The sequence below is a fragment of the Saccharothrix deserti genome, from assembly GCF_009769385.1.
Classification (GTDB): Bacteria; Actinomycetota; Actinomycetes; order Mycobacteriales; family Pseudonocardiaceae; genus Actinosynnema; species Actinosynnema deserti.
The window spans coordinates 104,265-120,534 of the sequence record NZ_VKAB01000002.1; the positions used below are offsets into that span (position 1 = coordinate 104,265).

Consider the following 16,270-nt stretch of genomic DNA (forward strand, 5'->3'; position numbering starts at 1 on the left):
GTCAGTGGACTCGGAGGCTCTCCGGGGACCCCGGTAGCTCGGTCCGGGGTCCCGCGTCCACGACCAGCTCGTGGCGGTGCTTCAGGAAGTCGTGACCGGGGTGACCAGCACCCGGTCGTGGCCGACCACCCGCGGTTCGCCCGTCACCCGGACCGACCGCTCCCAGCGGATGTCGTCGCTGGAGCAACCCACCAGCAGCACGACCTCGCCGGTCTCGACGATCCGCCGCCCGTCGCGGCCGGTGAACGAGGTGCGGTCGGCGTGCAGCCGGAACGTCACCCGCCGCTGCTCGCCCGCGTCCAGCTCGACCCGCGCGAAGCCGACGAGCTGGCGCACCGGGCGCGTGACGCTCGCGACCGGGTCGTGCAGGTACAGCTGGACGACCTCCGCGCCGGGCCGGTCGCCGGTGTTGCGCACCAGGCACGACACCTCGACCTCGCCGTCGGACGGCAACTCCTCGCCGGCGGCGAAATCGGACAGCTCGAACGTCGTGTAGGACAGGCCGTGCCCGAACGGGAACGCGGGCGTCGGGTCGACCGAGCTGGCACCGCCCTTGGCACCCAGCGGCGGGTGCAGGTAGGTGGTGGGCTGGGCGCCGGAGCCGCGCGGCACCTGCACGGGCAGCTTGCCGGACGGGTTGACGCGTCCGCTGAGCACGCCCGCGACCGCGCCGGCGCCCTCCTCACCGGGGAAGAACGCCTGCACGACCGCCGCCGGCCGGTAAGAACCCAGCGCGTACGGGCGGCCGGTCAGCAGCACCAGCACCACCGGCACGTCCTGCGCCAGCAACGCCTCCAGCAGCTCGCCCTGCACGCCCGGCAGCGACAGGTCTTCCGCGTCGCAGCCCTCACCGGACGTGCCGCGGCCGAACAGCCCGGCCCGGTCGCCGAGCACGGCCAGCACCACGTCGGCGTCCCTCGCCACGGCCACCGCGCCCTCGATGCCCGACCGGTCGTCCCCGTCGACCTCGCAGCCCTTGGCGGTGGTGACCGTCGCGGCCGGGAACTCCTTCAGCACGGCCTGCGCCATCGTGTCCATCTCCACGCCCAGCGGCACGTCGGGGTGCTGCACGCCGACGTGGTTCGGGAAGGCGTAGCAGCCCATCAACGCCAGCAGGTCGTCCGCGCACGGCCCCACCACGGCGAGCTTCGACGCACCGAGCGGCAGCACGCCGGACGCGTTGTCCAGCAGCACCACGGAACGCTCGGCCATCGTGCGGGCCAGGTCGCGCAACGCGGGCGGGTCGAGGTCGACCGGCTCGCCGCGCAGCACGGCGGGCGACTCGGGCCGGTAGTCCTCGTCCAGCAGGCCGAGTTCGCACTTCTGGGTGAGCACGCGGGTCACCGCGCGGTCCACCAGCCCCTCGTCCACCACACCGGACCGCACCAGTTCGGCGAGCGGCTCGCCGTAGCAGCGCACGCTGGGCAGCTCCACGTCCACGCCGGCGGCCAGCGCCAACGCGGCGGCCTCACCCGGCGAGCCCGCGATGCCGTGCGCGGTCTCCAGGAACGACACCGCGAAGTAGTCCGCGACCACCACGCCGTCGAAGCCCCACTGGTCCCGCAGCAGGTCGGTGAGCAGCGACGGGTCCGCGGCCGGCGGCACGCCGTCCACCTCGGCGTAGGACTGCATGACCGATCGAGCGCCACCCAGGCGCAGCGCCATCTCGAACGGCGGCAGCACCACGTCGGCGAACTCGCGCGGGCCCATGTGCACCGGCGCGTGGTTGCGCCCGCCGGCCGAGGCCGAGTACCCCGCGAAGTGCTTGAGCGTGGCCACGATCCCGCTGGACTCCAGGCCCCTGGTGTACGCCGCACCGAGGAGACCCACGAGGTACGGGTCCTCGCCGATGGTCTCCTCGGTGCGCCCCCAGCGCGGATCTCGCGACACGTCCAACACCGGCGCCAATCCCTGGTGGACGCCGACGTCGCGCATCGCGAGACCGACCTCGTGCGCCATCCGCTCGACCGTCTCGGGGTCGAACGAGGCGCCCCACGCGAGCGGGGTCGGGAAGACGGTGGCCTGCCAGGCGGTGAACCCGGACAGGCACTCCTCGTGCGCCATGGCCGGGATGCCGAACCGGGTGTTGGCCACCAGCCTGCGCTGCGTCTCGGCCAGCACCTTCGCGCCGACCAGCGGGTCGACCGGCCCGGTGCCGAACACGCGGGTCAGCTGGCCGAGGCCGGGCTTGGTCAGCTCGTCCCACGGCGGCAGCGGCTCGGCGAACTCGTGCTGCGCGGGCGCCACCTCCTGGTCGGTCTCCGAGATGCCCACCCACACGCCGACCAGCTGGGCCAGCTTCTCCTCCAGGGTCAGCTCGGCCAGCAGGGCGGCGACCCGCTCACCGGTCGGCCTTCCGGGGTCGGCCCAGGTGTTCAGCACGGCGGCTCCTTCGTTGACGATCGGACGACGAGTTCGGTGGCCAGTTCCACCCGCTCGGTCTCCACCGGGCGGCCCGCGATCAGGTCGGCGAGCATGCGGCCCGCGTGGCGACCCATCTCCGTTAACGGCTGGCGCACGGTGGTGAGGGCGGGCGACGACCACACCGCGACCGGCAGGTCGTCGAACCCGACGACGCTCAGGTCCCGCGGCACCGACAGCCCGACGACCCTGGCCGCCTCGATCGCGCCCAGCGCCTGTTCGTCGTTGCCCGCGAAGATCGCCGTCGGCCGCTCCGGCAGCGCCAGCAGCTCGGCCGCGCGGCGGAACCCGCCCTCGTGCTTGAAATCGCCGTGCTTGACCAGCTCGGCGGTGAACGGGATGCCCGCCCGGTCCAGTGCGGCGCGGTAGCCGTCGACCCGCGCCCGGCTGCACAGCATCCCGGCCGGTCCGCCGATGACGCCGACCCGGCGGTGGCCGAGTCGCAGCAGGTGTTCGGTGGCGGCCAGACCGCCGGCCCAGTTGGTCGCGCCGACGCTCGGCACGTTCGGCTGCGGCAGGTCGACCGGGTCGATGACCACGACCGGGATGCGGGAGTCGGCCAGCACCCGGCGGTCGGCGGCGGTGAGCTGGGAGGTGACCAGCAGCGCGCCCGCGCGCCTGGCCTCGACCAGCGACGCCGCCCACGACGTGTGCTGACGGGGTTTGTCGGTGGACGACACCACCACGTGCAGTCCGGTGTCGACGACACCGCGGATGATCTCCACCGCCCAAGGGCTGTCCAGGGCGGTGAACACGAGGTCCACCAGCAGGTGACCGGAGGCCCGACGGGACCCCACCGGCACGTAGTCGTATTCGGCGAGCAACTGCCGCACGCGAGCCCTGGTCTCCGCGCCGACGTCGTCCTTCCCGTTCAGGACTTTGGACACCGTCGGGAGGGACACCCCCGCTGCTGCGGCAATCGTGGCCAACGTGGCTCGACGCATGTGGCCGATAGTATCGAAACTCGATCGAAACACAAGAGTGACCGTTTGACGTGCATAAACGTCACCTGGACGCGCCAATTGGTGATGCTTGACACGCATCGGGCACGGGCCTAGGGTCTGCGCAAGTCGTGGATGTTTCGAAATGTTTCGTTGCCACGAACATTCCGCAGCGTGGCAGAAGGGTGGCGGTCCAATGTCCCGCCGTTCATGGGTGCGTCCCCTCCTCGCGATGGGGCTCGTCGCCGTGACCGCAGTGGTGTCCGCGTGTGGAACGTCCGGTCCGGGCGAGTCCAACGCCGGTTCCCTGAAGATCTGGGCCCTCGAGGACCCGGTGCTCAACAAGATCGAACAGAAGTCGATCGACTCGTTCAAGGCGAGCGGTGGCAACGCCTCGCTGGAGACGTTCGGCAACGACCCGTACAAGCAGCGACTCCGGGTGGCCATGGGCTCGCCCCAGGCCCCCGACCTGTTCTTCAACTGGGGTGGGGGCAACCTCAAGGAGTACGTCGACGCCGGCAAGGTCGCCGACCTGACCTCCGTGCTGGAGGAGAACAAGGCCGCCAAGGACGCGTTCATCCCCAGCGTGCTGGACGGCGCGAAGCTCGACGGCAAGTACTACGGGGTACCGATGCGCGGTATGCAGCCGGTGCTGCTGTTCTTCAACAAGAAGGTCTTCAAGGACGCCGGCGTGGAGCCGCCGACCACGTGGGACCAGCTGCTCACGCTCGTGGACACCTTCAAGGCGAAGAACATCACCCCGATCGCCCTGGCCGGCAGCCAGGCGTGGACCGAGTTGATGTGGGCCGAGTACGTGCTCGACCGCTTCGCGGGCCACGAGGTGTTCAAGAACATCCGGGACAACGGCCCCGCGGGCTGGAAGGACCCGGCCGTGGTCCAGGCCATGGCCAAGCTCAAGGAGCTCATCGACCGGGGCGGCTTCGGTCAGAGCTTCGCGTCCGTCGCCTACGACGCCGGTGGCGCCTCGACGCTCCTCGCCCAGGACAAGGCCGCGATGCACCTCATGGGTACCTGGGAGTACACCAACCAGCTCGACCAGAGCCCGGACTTCGTCAAGCAGGGCAACCTGGGCTGGGTGGCGTTCCCGTCGATCCCCGGCGGCAAGGGCGACCCGTCGAACCTGGTGGGCAACGTGAGCAACTTCTACTCCGCGACCGCGGACTCGAAGAGCCTGGACGCGGCGAAGAAGTTCGTCACGACCACGCTCCACGAGGACTCCTACGTCGACGCGCTGATCGAGGCCGGCGACGTGCCGCCGGTCGTGGGCGCCGAGGAGAAGCTGAAGAAGTCCCCGAACCCCGAGTACGCGTCGTTCATCTACGAACTGGTGCTGGACACGAAGAACTTCCAGCTGTCCTGGGACCAGGACCTGCCCGCCGACGACGCCACGTTCATGCTGACCCAGCTCCAGGAGTTCTTCCTGGGCAAGGTCTCGCCGCAGCAGTTCGTCGACGCGGTGGCCGCGCGCTGATGTCGTCCCAACGGCCCTCGGCCTGGTATGCCGTCCCGGCGTTCGGGTTCTTCGCCCTGTTCGCGGCGTTGCCCATGCTGCTGGTGATCTACCTGAGCTTCACCGCTTGGGACAGTCTGGGCACGCCGCAGCTCAACGGGGGCGAGAACTGGGCCCGGTTACTCGACGACGCCGAGGCGCGCGCCTCGGTGTGGCGGACCCTGGTGCTGATGGTCGTGTCGTGGCTCGTCCAGACCCCGATCGCGTTGCTGATCGGGGTCTGGGCGGCAGGCAAGCAGCGGTCCCGGGCGGTGCTCAGCTCGATCTTCTTCCTGCCGCTGCTGCTGTCCACGACCGCCATCGCGTTGTTGTGGAACGCGCTGATGGAGCCGAACTTCGGCGCGTTCGTCGGCGGCCCGCTGTTCCTGGGCGACCCCGACATCGCGCTCTACACGGTGGTGCTCGTCATCTCCTGGCAGTTCATCCCGTTCCACACCCTGCTCTACCAGGGCGCGGCACGGGCGGTGCCGCCCTCGCTGTACGAGGCGGCGACCATCGACGGCGCCTCGCGGGTGGGCAAGTTCCGGCACATCACGCTGCCGCAGCTGCGGTACACCATCGTCACGTCGTCGGTGCTGATGCTGGTCGGCTCGCTGACCACGTTCGACACCGTGCTGATCCTGACCGGCGGCGGACCGGGCACCGCGACCCGCATCCTGCCGCTGCACATGTACATCACCGGCTTCAAGGGATTCGAGATGGGCTACGCGAGCGCGATCGCGGTCGTGCTGGTCGTGCTCGGCACCGCGCTGTCGCTCGCGGTCATGCGCTGGAGCGGTTTCCGCTCGATGAGCAGCCAGCAGGAGGGGTCGTGAAGTCTCGTCCCAACTGGCCCGCCGGGCTGTTCGCCCTGGTGTGGCTGGCGATCGTGGTCGGACCGCTGCTCTACCTGGTCACGGTGTCGCTGCGCTCCCGTGCCGAGTACCTCGGCAAGAGCGCGTGGGAGATACCGGACGCGTTGACGCTGGACAACTACGTCACCGTGCTGACCGGCAACTTCAGCCAGTACCTGCTGAACAACGTGATCGTGACCGTGGCGACGGTGGCGATCGTGGTGCTGGTGACCGTGCCCGCCGCCTACGCGGTGGTGCGCAACACCAGCCCGTTCCTGCAGCGCGGGTTCACCCTGCTCCTGATGGGGCTGGCGATCCCCGCGCAGGCCACGATCATCCCGGTGTACCTGATGATCACCCGGATGCGGCTGTACGACACGCTGACCGCGGTCATCCTGCCGACGGCGGCGTTCGCGCTGCCGGTGGCGATGCTGGTGCTGGTCAACAGCCTGCGCGACGTGCCGCGCGAGCTGTACGAGGCGCAGGCCATCGACGGCGCGGGCCCCCTGCGGGTGCTGGTGTCGTTGGTCCTGCCGCTGGCGCGGCCCGCGATCATGACCGTCGTCGTCTACACGGCGCTCAACGCGTGGAACGGGTTCCTCTTCCCGTTGGTGCTCACCCAGTCGGAATCGTCGCGGGTGCTCACCCTCGGGTTGTGGGACTACCAGGGGCAGTTCGGCACCAACGTGCCCGCGCTGCTCGCGGCCGTGACGTTGTCCGTGCTGCCGATCTTCGCGGTGTACCTGATCGGGCGGCGGTTCCTGCTCAGCGGCCTGACGGCCGGTTTCGGCAAGTGAAGCCCGGCTCGGGCCCGACTCTCCCACGGGCCCGAGCCACCCACTTGCGCGTTCCGGTAACGTTGCCGGCACACCAGTCGAGACGGGTGTTCGACAGTTTCGAATACAACCCCGATTGTTTCGATCGTGTTAACTGGTCACCCCGTGACCGACACCCCACCACGCCACCCCCGCTTGAAGCGGCCGGAACTGCGCAGGGCTGTCGTAGACTGCCCTCATGCCGACCAAAGCCGACCCGTCTCCCTCGGATGGCACCGCCTCAGGCAAGATCACCATTGCCGCCATCGCGGCCGAGGCCGGGGTTTCGGTTCCGACTGTTTCGAAGGTCATGAACGGTCGCGCGGACGTGGCTCCGCACACCCGCGAACGGGTCGAGGCGATCATTCGCCGGCACGGCTACCAGCGGCGGGCGGACGAGCGGTCGAGGCGGTCCAACCTGGTGGAACTCATGTTCCACGAGTTGGAGAGCGCCTGGGCGCTGGAGATCATCCGCGGCGCCGAGCAGGTGGCCGCCGAGCAGGGTCTGGCGCTGGTGCTGTCCGAGTCCCAGGGCAGGCTCACCCCCGGCCACGGCTGGCTCGAAGGGGTCATCGCGCGCAAACCGCTCGCGGTGATCTCCGTGTTCTCCGACCTCACGTCCTCGCAGCTGGCGAAGCTGCGCGCGCGGGACATCCCGGTCGTCGTGGTCGACCCGATCGGCGAACCCCAACTGGAGACGCCCTCCATAGGGGCCACCAACTGGAACGGCGGCCTCACCGCCACCCGTCACCTGATCGAACTCGGCCACCGCCGCATCGCCATGATCGGCGGCCCCGAGCGCGTCCTGTGCAGCCGTGCCCGGGTCGACGGCTACCGCGCCGCGCTGGAGACGGCGGGCCTGGCCTACGACCCCGCCCTGGTCCGGTACGGCGACTTCCACGTGGAATCCGGCCGCGCCCAGTTCGCCCCGCTGCTCGACCTGCCGGACCCGCCCACCGCGGTGTTCGCGGGCTCCGACCTCCAGGCCCTCGGCGTCTACGAGGCGGCACGCGCCGCCGGCCTGCGCATCCCGGAAGACCTGAGCGTCGTCGGCTTCGACGACCTGCCGGTGGCGCAATGGGTGGGCCCGCCGCTGACCACGGTCCGACAGCCGCTGCAGGACATGGCCGCGGCGGGCACCCGTCTCGCCATCACGTTGGCACGTGGTGAAGAGCCCGAACACCGCCGAATCGAGCTTGCCACCACGCTGGTGGTGCGACAGAGCACCGCCGCGCCACGCTGACGAGCCGCCTCTAGTGGTGGTGGCCTGACGTCTGCGTGTAGACGCACCCCTGTGCCTCCGCGGGCACGGTGTGTCCTACGTCGTCGTCAGGCCGCACCGGTGTGCAACGCAGTTCGTGCAGTCCCAGCAGTTCCAAGCCGAGCGTGCCGCTCAACGCGAAGCCGTTGCCGAACCCGAAGTCCGGGTCGTCCGAGACCTCGCCACTCGACAACGCCCCCTGCCAGGCGCGCTGGAAGTCCGCCAGCTTCTCGCGCTGGAACACCACCAGCCCGAGTCGTTCGTACGGCCCCGCCTCGCACGTCGCCCACTCCGCCACGTACGGCGCGTAGAGCTTCGACCGCAACGGGCCGACGAACTCGGTGAACTCCTCCATCGTCCGCGGCACCACCTCGTCGCACTGCCCGGTCTTCTCCCGCACCCACTCGGCCACCTCGGACGACGTGGCGAGGGGCGGCCCCAGGGCGTTGGACCCGAGGCCGGTGGAGCCGGTCGCCGACGAGGAGCAGGCGACCGACCCCACCAGGAGCGCGACCAGGGCCGCGCACCGGCCGAACATCAGGCCGTGGCGCACAGAGCGCCGTTGAGGGTGAACGCCGTCGGGTTGGCGGGCGTCCCCTGCGACGAGCCGTTGAACCCGAAGTTCACCGTCTGGCCCGGCTGGATGTTCTGGTTCCAGCTGGCGCCCTTCGCGGTGGCCTTGCCCGCCGCGACGGTGACCTCCGCCGACCACGCCGAGGTGATGCCCTGACCCGAGGGCACGTCCCAGACCAGCTGCCAGGCGTTGACCGCGCTCGTGCCGGTGTTCTTCACCGTCACGTTCGCGGTGAAGCCGTTCGACCACGAACTGGGGATGGCGTAGGTGACCGAGCACGCGCCGGGCGTGCCGCCACCGCTGGTCGTCACCGACACCAGGGCCGACGGCGGCGAGGTGTTGCCCGCCGCGTCCCGCGCCACCACGTAGAACTGGTACGCGGTGCCCGCGGTGAGGCCGGTGACGGTGGCCGTGGTGCCGGTGCTCGTCGCGACCGACACGTCGGTGGCGCCCGCCTCGCGGTACACCGTGTAGCCGCTGACGCCGATGTTGTCCGTGGCCGCGGGCCAGCTCAACGCCACCGAGTTGGCCGAGGCCGTCGCGGTCGGCGCGCCGGGCGCCGTCGGGGCCTGCGTGTCACCACCGCCGTTGCCGCCGGTGAAGATCACGTCCGAGCAGCTGTAGAACGCCTCGGGGCTGTCGCTGCGCTGCCAGATCGAGTAGATGACGTGGCGGCCGGTCTTGTTGGGCAGGGTGCCGTTCCAGGAGTACTCGCCGCCGACCGCGACCGGGTTGGTGATGCTGTCGAACGGCGCCGGCTCCAGGTCCGACCACTTCAACGGCTGGTTGACGTCGAAGCCGTCCTTGGTGACGTACTGGTCCCAGGTTCCGGGGTGGGGCGCCCACGCGTTGTACTTGAAGTTGATCGGCGCGCCCGCCCGCAGGGTCGTCGTCGGCCAGTCGCCGCGGGCCATGTTGTAGGCGTCGTACTTGGTCGTCGGACCGCACAGGTCGCCGTCGGCGATGATCTCGCGGTGCCGGCCGCCCGCCTGGCTGATGAGGTTGCCGTACCAGTCCCAGAGCGGTTGCTTGCCACCGATCTCCACCGCGGCGACGCACGCCGGGTTCGTCGGGTAGAGGTCGCCGCCGCCCGCGGCTCTGCCGTCCTCGTAGCAGGCGTAGGTCCGGCTGGCCGGGTAGGTCATCGAACCGTGTGCCACCGCTACGCCGCTCTGGACGAAAACGCTGGTCACACCGACGATACCGAGCGCGGCAACGGCCAACGCCCCTAAGCGCTTGAGTCGCAAAGGACATCTCCTTCAGATCGACGGTGATCTGGTGAACCCGGAACTGGGAGCGCTCCCAGAATCACGATCGCATTACCTGTGACGTCGCGTCAACGGCCCGTTTCAACTGGTGGCCACCGGGTACCGCTCGACCATGCGGATCGCGGTGGTCGGTCAGATAGCCCGTGACCTGGTGCTGGTGGTGCCCGAGGTGCCCGGATCCGGTGGCAGCGCGGAGGTTCGGGAACGCCGCGAAGTGCTCGGCGGGAAGGGCGCCAACATCGCCCGCGGCACCAGGCAACTCGGCGCGACGGCGGCGTTGATCGGCGTCGTCGGGGACGACCGCGAGGGCCGCCTGCTGGTCGAGCAGCTGGGCGCGGACGGCGTAGCCACGACGGCGGTGGTGCGCCGGGAGGCCACCCGGACCGCGCTGATCGTGGACGTCGTGTGCGACGGCGAGTACCGGTACCTGGAAGACATCCCCGGCCCGACTCTCGTGACGGTGGAGGACGTGCAAGCCGCATCGGCGCTGCTGGCCGGGGCGGACGCGGTGATCGTGCAGCTCCAACAGCCCGCCGAGACCGCACTGGCCGCCGTCCGCGCCGCCGGCGGCCTGGTCGTGCTGGACGGGGCGCCCGGCGGACGGCAAGCCGAACTCCTGGCCGCCGCCGACGTGGTGCGCGCCGACCACCGCGAGGCGGAGGCGTTGACCGGACGTCGGATCACCGACGTCGAAGCGGCCGTGAAGGCGGGTCGCGAACTGCTGGCGCGGGGGCCGTCGGTGGTGGCGCTGGCGGTTCCCGGCGAGGCGAACGTGGTGGCGTGGGACAACGGCTCGGCGGTGATCCCGTTGACCGCGGCGGAAGTGGCGGACACGACCGGCGGCGGTGACGCGTTCGTGGCCGCCCTGACCGTGGCGCTGGTGCGCGGTGATCACCCGGAGGACGCCGGCCGCCTCGCCACCACGGCGGCGGGTCGCGCGGTACGCCACCCCGGCGGGCGGACCGACTTGACGGGACTGAGCCAGGACTAGGCCGAGGCGACTTCGGGTAGCTGTTCTCCGGGTAGCTGTTCTCCGGGTAGCTGTTCGAAGGGTGTGTCGGAGCGCCGCGGGCGGGATACTCGCTTCGACAGCGACTCAGCGACTCAGCGACCTTCCACGGGCCGGATCCACGACGAGACGGAGCACCATTGATGCCCAACACCTCCTCGCCCACGACGCGCGGCTGGTTCAAGAGCAGCTTCAGCGCGACGACGGGCGAGTGCGTCGAGGTCCGATTCGTCGGTGATCTCGTCCAGGTCCGGGACACCAAGGACCGCGGGCGTGGTCCGGTGATCAGCCTCGACGCCGACCAGTGGGACGCCTTCGTCCGCCGGCTGGCGTCCGGCGAGCCGATCGATCCGGACGGCGCGCTCGCGGTGGAGCGGACACCGAATGGTGCGGTAACCCTTCAGACTCACAACGACGACACCTCCCTCAGGTACACGAGGGCGGAATGGGAGATGTTCATGCGAGGCGTGCGCGCCGGCGAATTCGAACGCTCCGCAGCCGCGGCGTGGGCGAGCTGACCCGAGCGATCAGCACGTGGGCGGGGACCTCTGCGAAGCCGTTGCACCGTTGCACCGTTGCACTGTTGCGCGTTGGGCCGTGTGGGGTGTTGCGCTGTCTGGTCGATTGCGTCGTGTCACGACAGGTGTGGAATGGGACCCCTGATGGACTAGCACGGGTCGGTTCCGTAACCTGTCCGAGACTTGGGCGGCTGTGACCCGTTCGGTGCACACACCCGGCTTGAAGGAGGACCGCGCGACCGTGGCGTCCAAACCCGCTCTGCGCACCGTCCGCGCCACCCTGACGGCCACTGCCGTCACCGCGCTGGTCGGGGCCGTAATGCCTCTCCCCCACGCCGCAGCGGATCCTGAGGTGCCGCCGAACGCCTCCGAGGCGTTGCGGAAGTACAACGAGCTGTCCACGCAGGCCGAGGCGCTGAACGAAGAGCACCTCCGCGCGCAGGAAGCCCTCTCCAACGCCCAGGGCGCGCTCGACCAGGCGAACCGCGACCTCACCACCGCCCAGCAGGCGCAGGACACGCTGCGCGGCCAGGTCGACCTGCTCACCGAGGCCTCGTTCGAGGGCGCCCGGTTCAACCAGCTGTCCGCGCTGCTGGTCAGCGACTCGCAGCAGGACTTCCTGAACCGCATGTCCGCGCTCGGCGTGCTGGCGGGCGACAACGCCGACGCGTTGCAGAGCCTCAGCGCCGCCGTGGACCTGGCGAACGACGCCGCCCGCCGCGCCAACGAGGCCGCCGACGCCGCGAACAAGGCCATCGCCGACATCGACCAGCGCAAGGCAGCCCTCGACGGCCAGATCACCGAGGCCCGCAACGCCTACCGTTCGCTGAGCGCGGCCGAGCGGGCGGCGTTGAACAACGCGGGTGACATGAGCGCGATCCCGGTGCCCGCCGGTGCCGCCGGTCAGGCGTTGGCGTTCGCGCTGGCGCAGCGCGGCAAGGCCTACGTGTACGGCTCGAACGGCCCGAACACGTGGGACTGCTCCAGCCTCATGCAGGCGGCGTACCGGTCGGTCGGCATCGCGATCCCGCGCACCACCTACGGGCAGGCCACGATCGGGCGGTCGGTGTCGCGCAATGAGGTGAAAGCCGGCGACCTGATCATCTACTACTCGGGCCAGACGCACGTGGCCATGGCGATCGACGGCATCCGCGCCGTGCACGCGTCCACCGAGGGCGTGCCGGTGAAGGTCCAGGACATCGAGTCCATCGGCCCCTTGAGCGTGATCCGGCGCGTGGTCGGCTGATTCGCGGGTACTCCTCCGCCACCAACGCGACGGAGGACGACATGCGCGACGTAGTCGATCTGATCATGCAGGACCACCGCGAGGTGGAGAGACTGTTCGACGAGTTGAAGAACAACCCGGAGAAACGCCCGCTGCTGGTGCCCGTGCTGACCGCCATGCTCACCGCGCACAGCCGTGCCGAGGAGTCCGAGGTCTACCCGGTCGCCAAGGCCGAGGCGGGTGAGACCGAGGAGATCGCGCACAGCCAGGAAGAGCACGTCGAGGCCGAACAGCTGCTGCTCAGGCTGACCCAGGCCGACCCGACGTCCCCGGCGTTCGACGAGGTGCTGAACAAGCTGGTCGAGACCGTGACGCACCACGTCGAGGAAGAGGAGTCGACGGTGCTGCCGCGTATGCGGGAGCGGCTGGACGACCGGCGGCGCGAGGAGCTGGGGCGGGCGTTCGCGGAGAGCCGGGCCCGGCACATGGGCGACCGGCCGGGTGAGGAGACCCGCGAGGAGCTGCTGACGCAGGCCCGCAACGCCGGTCTGTCCGGGGCGTCCGCGATGAGCAAGGCGCGGCTGGAGAAGGAGCTGCACCCGTCCTGAAGGGCGCTCGGCGTTCCCGGGGGCCTAGGCTTGGCGCGGTTGAGCAGCCAGCCGGATCCTGCCGACCGCACCCAGGGGTTCGAAATGGACGATTTCACCGACGCCGTCACGCTCACGGCGCGGGATGTGGCCGTGGGCGTGACGGTCGTCGAGGTGGCCGGTGAGCTGGACATGGCGACGGCGCCGGTGGTGGAGGAGTTCGTCCGCCTCAGGCTCCACGACGTGGTCCGCACGCTGGTGCTCGACCTGTCCGGTGTCACGTTCCTCGGGTCGACCGGTATCAACCTGCTGATCGAGCTGCGCACGGCGTGCGAGGCGGCGGGCACCGCGCTGCAGCTGGTGGCGAGCAGCAAGGTCGTGCTGCGCCCGTTGGAGCTGACCGAACTGACCGGCCACTTCACCTTCATCCCGGCGGTGGGCGAGGCCAGCTGAAGTGGTGACGACCGCACCGGTTCCGGTGCGGTCGACCACGTCACTGCGCGGGTGAGGTGACCTTCGGCTTCGGGGTCCACTGGGTGTAGCCGGCGCGCTCGGCCTCGGCCACCGAGCGGAAGGTGACGTCGCCCTTCATGCGCTTGTAGTACGGCGAGGCTGGGGTGTGGAAGATCATCGTCTTGGAGTTCGCCTTGACCTCGACCTCCTCCACCGCTTCTTCAACCGCCACCGGTTCGACCGCGGCTACCGCGCTGTCGACTGCCTCGGCCTTCTCGGCTTCCTCGACCGCTTGCGGGGCCTCGACCTCGGCAACGGGCTCGGGCGCTTGAGGGGTCTCGGCAACGGGCTCCGGCTCGGCAACGATCTCGGGCTCCGCAACGGGCTCCGGCTCGGCAACAACAGCGACGGGCTCGGGCTCCGGCTCCGCAACAACGACGGGCTCGACGGCAGCGACGGGCTCGGGCTCGACCACGGGCTCCGGCTCCGCAACTGCAACGGGCTCGGGTTCCGGCTCGACGGCGGGCTTCGGCTCGGGCTCGGCGGCGGTTTCGGTGGCCGAGGGCTGTTCCGGGATCTCGACGGGGACGACAGGGGCGACAGGGGCGTCAACCGGGGTGTCGGTGTCGGTTGGGGCGCTGGTTGCGGTGGCGGCTGCCGGCTCGGGCTGAACTGCCGGCTCGGGCTGGACCGCCGACTGGTCGAGGCGGTCGCGCAGATCGGTGATGGTGGCGCTGAGACGCAGCCAAGAGAGCGCGGCGCCCGCTATGAACGCCACCACGCACAGGACGAAAGTGAACAACCAGGACACTGACACTCCTACGGCCACAGCTAGCGGGACAGGGACAGCTAGACCCGACAGTGCGCAACATCCTCGGCGCGCCACCCGTCGGCCGAATGCACCTCTCGGGAAGCGCCGAATGCACCTCTCGGGAAGCACAGACTAAGGACGTGTCAAGCCGCGTGCGGCAGCACCCCCTGCCTGCACCCGCATCGACTGCACACGGGGTGGGCGGGCAGCCGCACGTCGGCCAGCAGCTTGCGGGCGTCGTCGAACGTCGGAACCCGTTGCCCCGGCACCAGGAGACTGTCCAGCACCTCCTGCCGGCGGCGTGCCAACTCGCGTGACCGCTCCACCGGATCCTTCAGCCTCGCCCGCACCCGCTCCCGCGACTGCTCGCGCGCCAACGTCCCCGCCGCGCTCAACGGCCGCGCCGCCCGCGGTTGGGTCAGGCGGGCGTTGCGCCGGTTGATGCGCCACCACGCACCCAACGTCATACCGGCCACCGGGGGGCGCGCTCGGCGCGCGCCCCCCTGCCACCACGACCTCAGCCGCGCACGGAGGAAGTCGTGCGCTACCTGGTCGCGGTTTCTCGGGCTGCCCTGCCTGGTGCCGTCAGGCCTGCGGTCGACCGCCGCGAGCAGGGCATCGACGCTCCACCCCTCGCCGAACCAGGGCTCGACGACCCGGCGCACGGCGGCGCGGTGTGCATCGGGCCAGGTCGCGCGCAGGCAGAGCGCCTCGACGGCCGTGTCGATCTCGGCGTCGGTCTCGGGGATGACACGGCCGGGCCACTGACGGGGATCGAGTCGAACACGCATCGCATGGCTCCCTTCGAACGCGTACCGAACATCCGTTCGAGATAGTGCCACCGACCACCGACAATTCCCGAATCTTAGATTTGACTTATATAAGCCACGACTGAAAGATGCTGGTCGTGCACGCGTTCGACGTACTCGGCGATCCCGTCCGCCGCCGCATCTTGGAGCTGCTCGCCGACGGCGAGCAGACCTCCGGCGCGGTCACGGAGGTGGTCCGCCGGGAGTTCGGCATCTCGCAGCCCGCGGTCTCCCAGCACCTGCGGGTGCTGCGCGAGAACGGCTTCGCCGGCGTCCGCGCGGAGGGCACCCGGCGCCTCTACGCGGTGGACGACCAAGGCCTGCGCGAGGTGGACGAGTGGCTCGACCGGTTCCGCCGGTTCTGGAGCGGGCACCTCGGCGCGCCGGCCACCGAACTCGCGCGCGGCAAGCGCGAGCGACGACTCGACGAGGAACAACAGTGATCGACATCGCCGAGCAGCTCAAGGCCATCCACCGCGAGGTGCGCGCCGGCACGGCCGACACCGTGGGCGTACTGCTGCGTCCCACACGTACGACGCCGACGCGGCGGACGTGTGGGACGCGGTGACCGACCCGGAAAGGCCCGGTACGCGCCGGACCTGATCTGAGGCGCTAGGGCTCGGAGACCTCGGCTTCGACGCTGTCCAGGGTGGACTCGATCCCGTCGAAGCCGGGGTCCGCGGGCGCCGCGTCGTCGGCACGGCAGCCGACCAGCGACAGCAGCAGCACCGCAGCCGTGATCAGGGCCTTCACTTGTTGCCGCCGCAATGGTTGGTCTGGAAGGTGTCGACGCGGCGTTGGGCGTCACCGAGCTTGGTCAACTGCTCCCCGCGCCGCGCGACCCGGCGTTCCAGCCGCTCGGCGCGGGCGGTGTTGCCCGCGTCACGTGCCTTCTGCGCCTGGGCCTGGAGCCAGGCCGTCGACCCCGCCACGTCGGGGCCGCCGTTGATGCGCGTGGTGAGCCGTTGGATGCGGTCCTCGATCTTCGGCGCCCGCTCCTCGCACAGCTGTTTCACCTGTTCGGGGCTGATCGTGATGGGCGCGTAGCTCGTGTCCTGCGCGGCCGCGACTCCCGTCGTGGTGAGCCCGAGAGCGGCGGTGCCGACGACGGCGATGCGGCGAATCCACATGTTCATGACGGCAACGATGGCGCTCGCGGATGTGGAGCACGTCCGGCGAGTGTTCGGGTTGCGCAAAGAACTCGAAACCGTCCG

General features: G+C 70.3%; 19 protein-coding genes. 11 read left to right on the forward strand and 8 right to left on the reverse strand.

Annotated elements, in window-relative coordinates:
* Nucleotides 1–81: 81 nt before the first annotated feature.
* Both FM051_RS15080 and FM051_RS15085 read right to left on the reverse strand, forming a co-directional pair.
* On the reverse strand, nucleotides 82–2,382 hold the full coding sequence (locus FM051_RS15080) for a beta-xylosidase/alpha-l-arabinosidase (protein ID WP_158843588.1): 2,301 nt from the start codon (nucleotides 2,380–2,382) through the stop codon (nucleotides 82–84).
* Nucleotides 2,376–3,365: a LacI family DNA-binding transcriptional regulator gene (locus FM051_RS15085; RefSeq protein ID WP_158843589.1), complete on the reverse strand. Its 990-nt coding sequence runs from the start codon at nucleotides 3,363–3,365 to the stop codon at nucleotides 2,376–2,378. The genes FM051_RS15080 and FM051_RS15085 overlap by 7 nt, the downstream gene beginning before the upstream one ends.
* 229 nt (nucleotides 3,366–3,594) lie before the next feature.
* Here FM051_RS15085 and FM051_RS15090 point away from each other — a divergent pair, with 229 nt between their 5' ends.
* The 4 genes from FM051_RS15090 (at nucleotide 3,595) to FM051_RS15105 (ending at nucleotide 7,784) form a co-directional block, all read left to right on the forward strand.
* Nucleotides 3,595–4,854 carry an extracellular solute-binding protein gene (locus FM051_RS15090; protein WP_158843590.1) on the forward strand — a complete coding sequence of 420 codons (1,260 nt, stop codon included), beginning with the start codon at nucleotides 3,595–3,597 and terminating at the stop codon, nucleotides 4,852–4,854.
* On the forward strand, nucleotides 4,854–5,708 hold the full coding sequence (locus FM051_RS15095) for a carbohydrate ABC transporter permease (protein WP_158843591.1): 855 nt from the start codon (nucleotides 4,854–4,856) through the stop codon (nucleotides 5,706–5,708). Before FM051_RS15090 ends, FM051_RS15095 begins: the two co-directional genes overlap by 1 nt.
* The gene (locus FM051_RS15100; protein WP_158843592.1) at nucleotides 5,705–6,523 is read left to right on the forward strand and encodes a carbohydrate ABC transporter permease; all 819 of its coding nucleotides are present in this window, start codon (nucleotides 5,705–5,707) and stop codon (nucleotides 6,521–6,523) included. Before FM051_RS15095 ends, FM051_RS15100 begins: the two co-directional genes overlap by 4 nt.
* Before the next feature lie 217 nt (nucleotides 6,524–6,740).
* Entirely contained in the window at nucleotides 6,741–7,784 is a 1,044-nt protein-coding gene (locus tag FM051_RS15105; protein ID WP_158843593.1) for a LacI family DNA-binding transcriptional regulator, read from the forward strand.
* A 10-nt stretch (nucleotides 7,785–7,794) separates the two neighbouring features.
* On the opposite strand, the gene FM051_RS15110 is transcribed toward FM051_RS15105, so the two are convergent.
* Nucleotides 7,795–8,355: a hypothetical protein gene (locus FM051_RS15110; RefSeq protein WP_158843594.1), complete on the reverse strand. Its 561-nt coding sequence runs from the start codon at nucleotides 8,353–8,355 to the stop codon at nucleotides 7,795–7,797.
* Nucleotides 8,340–9,623 (reverse strand): lytic polysaccharide monooxygenase, encoded by a 1,284-nt coding sequence (locus tag FM051_RS15115; RefSeq protein WP_202918845.1) that lies wholly within the window; start codon nucleotides 9,621–9,623, stop codon nucleotides 8,340–8,342. Before FM051_RS15115 ends, FM051_RS15110 begins: the two co-directional genes overlap by 16 nt.
* A gap of 133 nt (nucleotides 9,624–9,756) precedes the next feature.
* On the opposite strand from FM051_RS15115, the gene FM051_RS15120 reads away from it, so the two are divergent.
* From FM051_RS15120 to FM051_RS15140, 5 genes are all read left to right on the forward strand, one after another.
* On the forward strand, nucleotides 9,757–10,635 hold the full coding sequence (locus FM051_RS15120) for a PfkB family carbohydrate kinase (protein ID WP_158843595.1): 879 nt from the start codon (nucleotides 9,757–9,759) through the stop codon (nucleotides 10,633–10,635).
* A 161-nt stretch (nucleotides 10,636–10,796) separates the two neighbouring features.
* On the forward strand, nucleotides 10,797–11,171 hold the full coding sequence (locus FM051_RS15125) for a DUF397 domain-containing protein (RefSeq protein ID WP_158843596.1): 375 nt from the start codon (nucleotides 10,797–10,799) through the stop codon (nucleotides 11,169–11,171).
* 220 nt (nucleotides 11,172–11,391) lie between these two features.
* Nucleotides 11,392–12,417, forward strand: a complete 1,026-nt coding sequence (locus tag FM051_RS15130) for a C40 family peptidase (protein WP_238412402.1) — start codon at nucleotides 11,392–11,394, stop codon at nucleotides 12,415–12,417.
* Nucleotides 12,418–12,458: 41 nt separating this feature from the next.
* On the forward strand, nucleotides 12,459–13,004 hold the full coding sequence (locus FM051_RS15135) for a hemerythrin domain-containing protein (RefSeq protein ID WP_158843597.1): 546 nt from the start codon (nucleotides 12,459–12,461) through the stop codon (nucleotides 13,002–13,004).
* A 39-nt stretch (nucleotides 13,005–13,043) separates the two neighbouring features.
* Nucleotides 13,044–13,436 (forward strand): STAS domain-containing protein, encoded by a 393-nt coding sequence (locus tag FM051_RS15140; protein ID WP_158843598.1) that lies wholly within the window; start codon nucleotides 13,044–13,046, stop codon nucleotides 13,434–13,436.
* Nucleotides 13,437–13,476: 40 nt separating this feature from the next.
* On the opposite strand, the gene FM051_RS50505 is transcribed toward FM051_RS15140, so the two are convergent.
* A complete protein-coding gene (locus FM051_RS50505; RefSeq protein ID WP_202918846.1) occupies nucleotides 13,477–14,247 on the reverse strand; it encodes a sunset domain-containing protein in 771 nt (256 codons plus the stop codon).
* A 143-nt stretch (nucleotides 14,248–14,390) separates the two neighbouring features.
* Nucleotides 14,391–15,038 (reverse strand): hypothetical protein, encoded by a 648-nt coding sequence (locus tag FM051_RS15150; protein ID WP_158843599.1) that lies wholly within the window; start codon nucleotides 15,036–15,038, stop codon nucleotides 14,391–14,393.
* Between the two features lie 116 nt (nucleotides 15,039–15,154).
* On the opposite strand from FM051_RS15150, the gene FM051_RS15155 reads away from it, so the two are divergent.
* Entirely contained in the window at nucleotides 15,155–15,499 is a 345-nt protein-coding gene (locus FM051_RS15155) for an ArsR/SmtB family transcription factor (RefSeq protein ID WP_158844116.1), read from the forward strand.
* Nucleotides 15,496–15,624 carry a hypothetical protein gene (locus FM051_RS53150; protein WP_274383589.1) on the forward strand — a complete coding sequence of 43 codons (129 nt, stop codon included), beginning with the start codon at nucleotides 15,496–15,498 and terminating at the stop codon, nucleotides 15,622–15,624. Before FM051_RS15155 ends, FM051_RS53150 begins: the two co-directional genes overlap by 4 nt.
* A 44-nt stretch (nucleotides 15,625–15,668) precedes the next feature.
* On the opposite strand, the gene FM051_RS15160 is transcribed toward FM051_RS53150, so the two are convergent.
* Together FM051_RS15160 and FM051_RS15165 are read right to left on the reverse strand one after the other, a co-directional pair.
* The gene (locus tag FM051_RS15160; RefSeq protein ID WP_158843600.1) at nucleotides 15,669–15,809 is read right to left on the reverse strand and encodes a hypothetical protein; all 141 of its coding nucleotides are present in this window, start codon (nucleotides 15,807–15,809) and stop codon (nucleotides 15,669–15,671) included.
* A complete protein-coding gene (locus FM051_RS15165) occupies nucleotides 15,806–16,192 on the reverse strand; it encodes a hypothetical protein (protein ID WP_158843601.1) in 387 nt (128 codons plus the stop codon). Before FM051_RS15165 ends, FM051_RS15160 begins: the two co-directional genes overlap by 4 nt.
* Nucleotides 16,193–16,270 lie beyond the last annotated feature (78 nt).

Bases quoted from the DNA above. Each gene is read 5' to 3' on its own strand.
- FM051_RS15085 (WP_158843589.1), bottom strand. From the start codon at position 3,365: ATGCGTCGAGCCACGTTGGCCACGATTGCCGCAGCAGCGGGGGTGTCC.
- FM051_RS15090 (WP_158843590.1), top strand. From the start codon at position 3,595: ATGGGGCTCGTCGCCGTGACCGCAGTGGTGTCCGCGTGTGGAACGTCC.
- FM051_RS15095 (WP_158843591.1), top strand. From the start codon at position 4,854: ATGTCGTCCCAACGGCCCTCGGCCTGGTATGCCGTCCCGGCGTTCGGG.
- FM051_RS15105 (WP_158843593.1), top strand. From the start codon at position 6,741: ATGCCGACCAAAGCCGACCCGTCTCCCTCGGATGGCACCGCCTCAGGC.
- FM051_RS15120 (WP_158843595.1), top strand. From the start codon at position 9,757: ATGCGGATCGCGGTGGTCGGTCAGATAGCCCGTGACCTGGTGCTGGTG.
- FM051_RS15125 (WP_158843596.1), top strand. From the start codon at position 10,797: ATGCCCAACACCTCCTCGCCCACGACGCGCGGCTGGTTCAAGAGCAGC.
- FM051_RS15135 (WP_158843597.1), top strand. From the start codon at position 12,459: ATGCGCGACGTAGTCGATCTGATCATGCAGGACCACCGCGAGGTGGAG.
- FM051_RS15150 (WP_158843599.1), bottom strand. From the start codon at position 15,038: ATGCGTGTTCGACTCGATCCCCGTCAGTGGCCCGGCCGTGTCATCCCC.
- FM051_RS15165 (WP_158843601.1), bottom strand. From the start codon at position 16,192: ATGAACATGTGGATTCGCCGCATCGCCGTCGTCGGCACCGCCGCTCTC.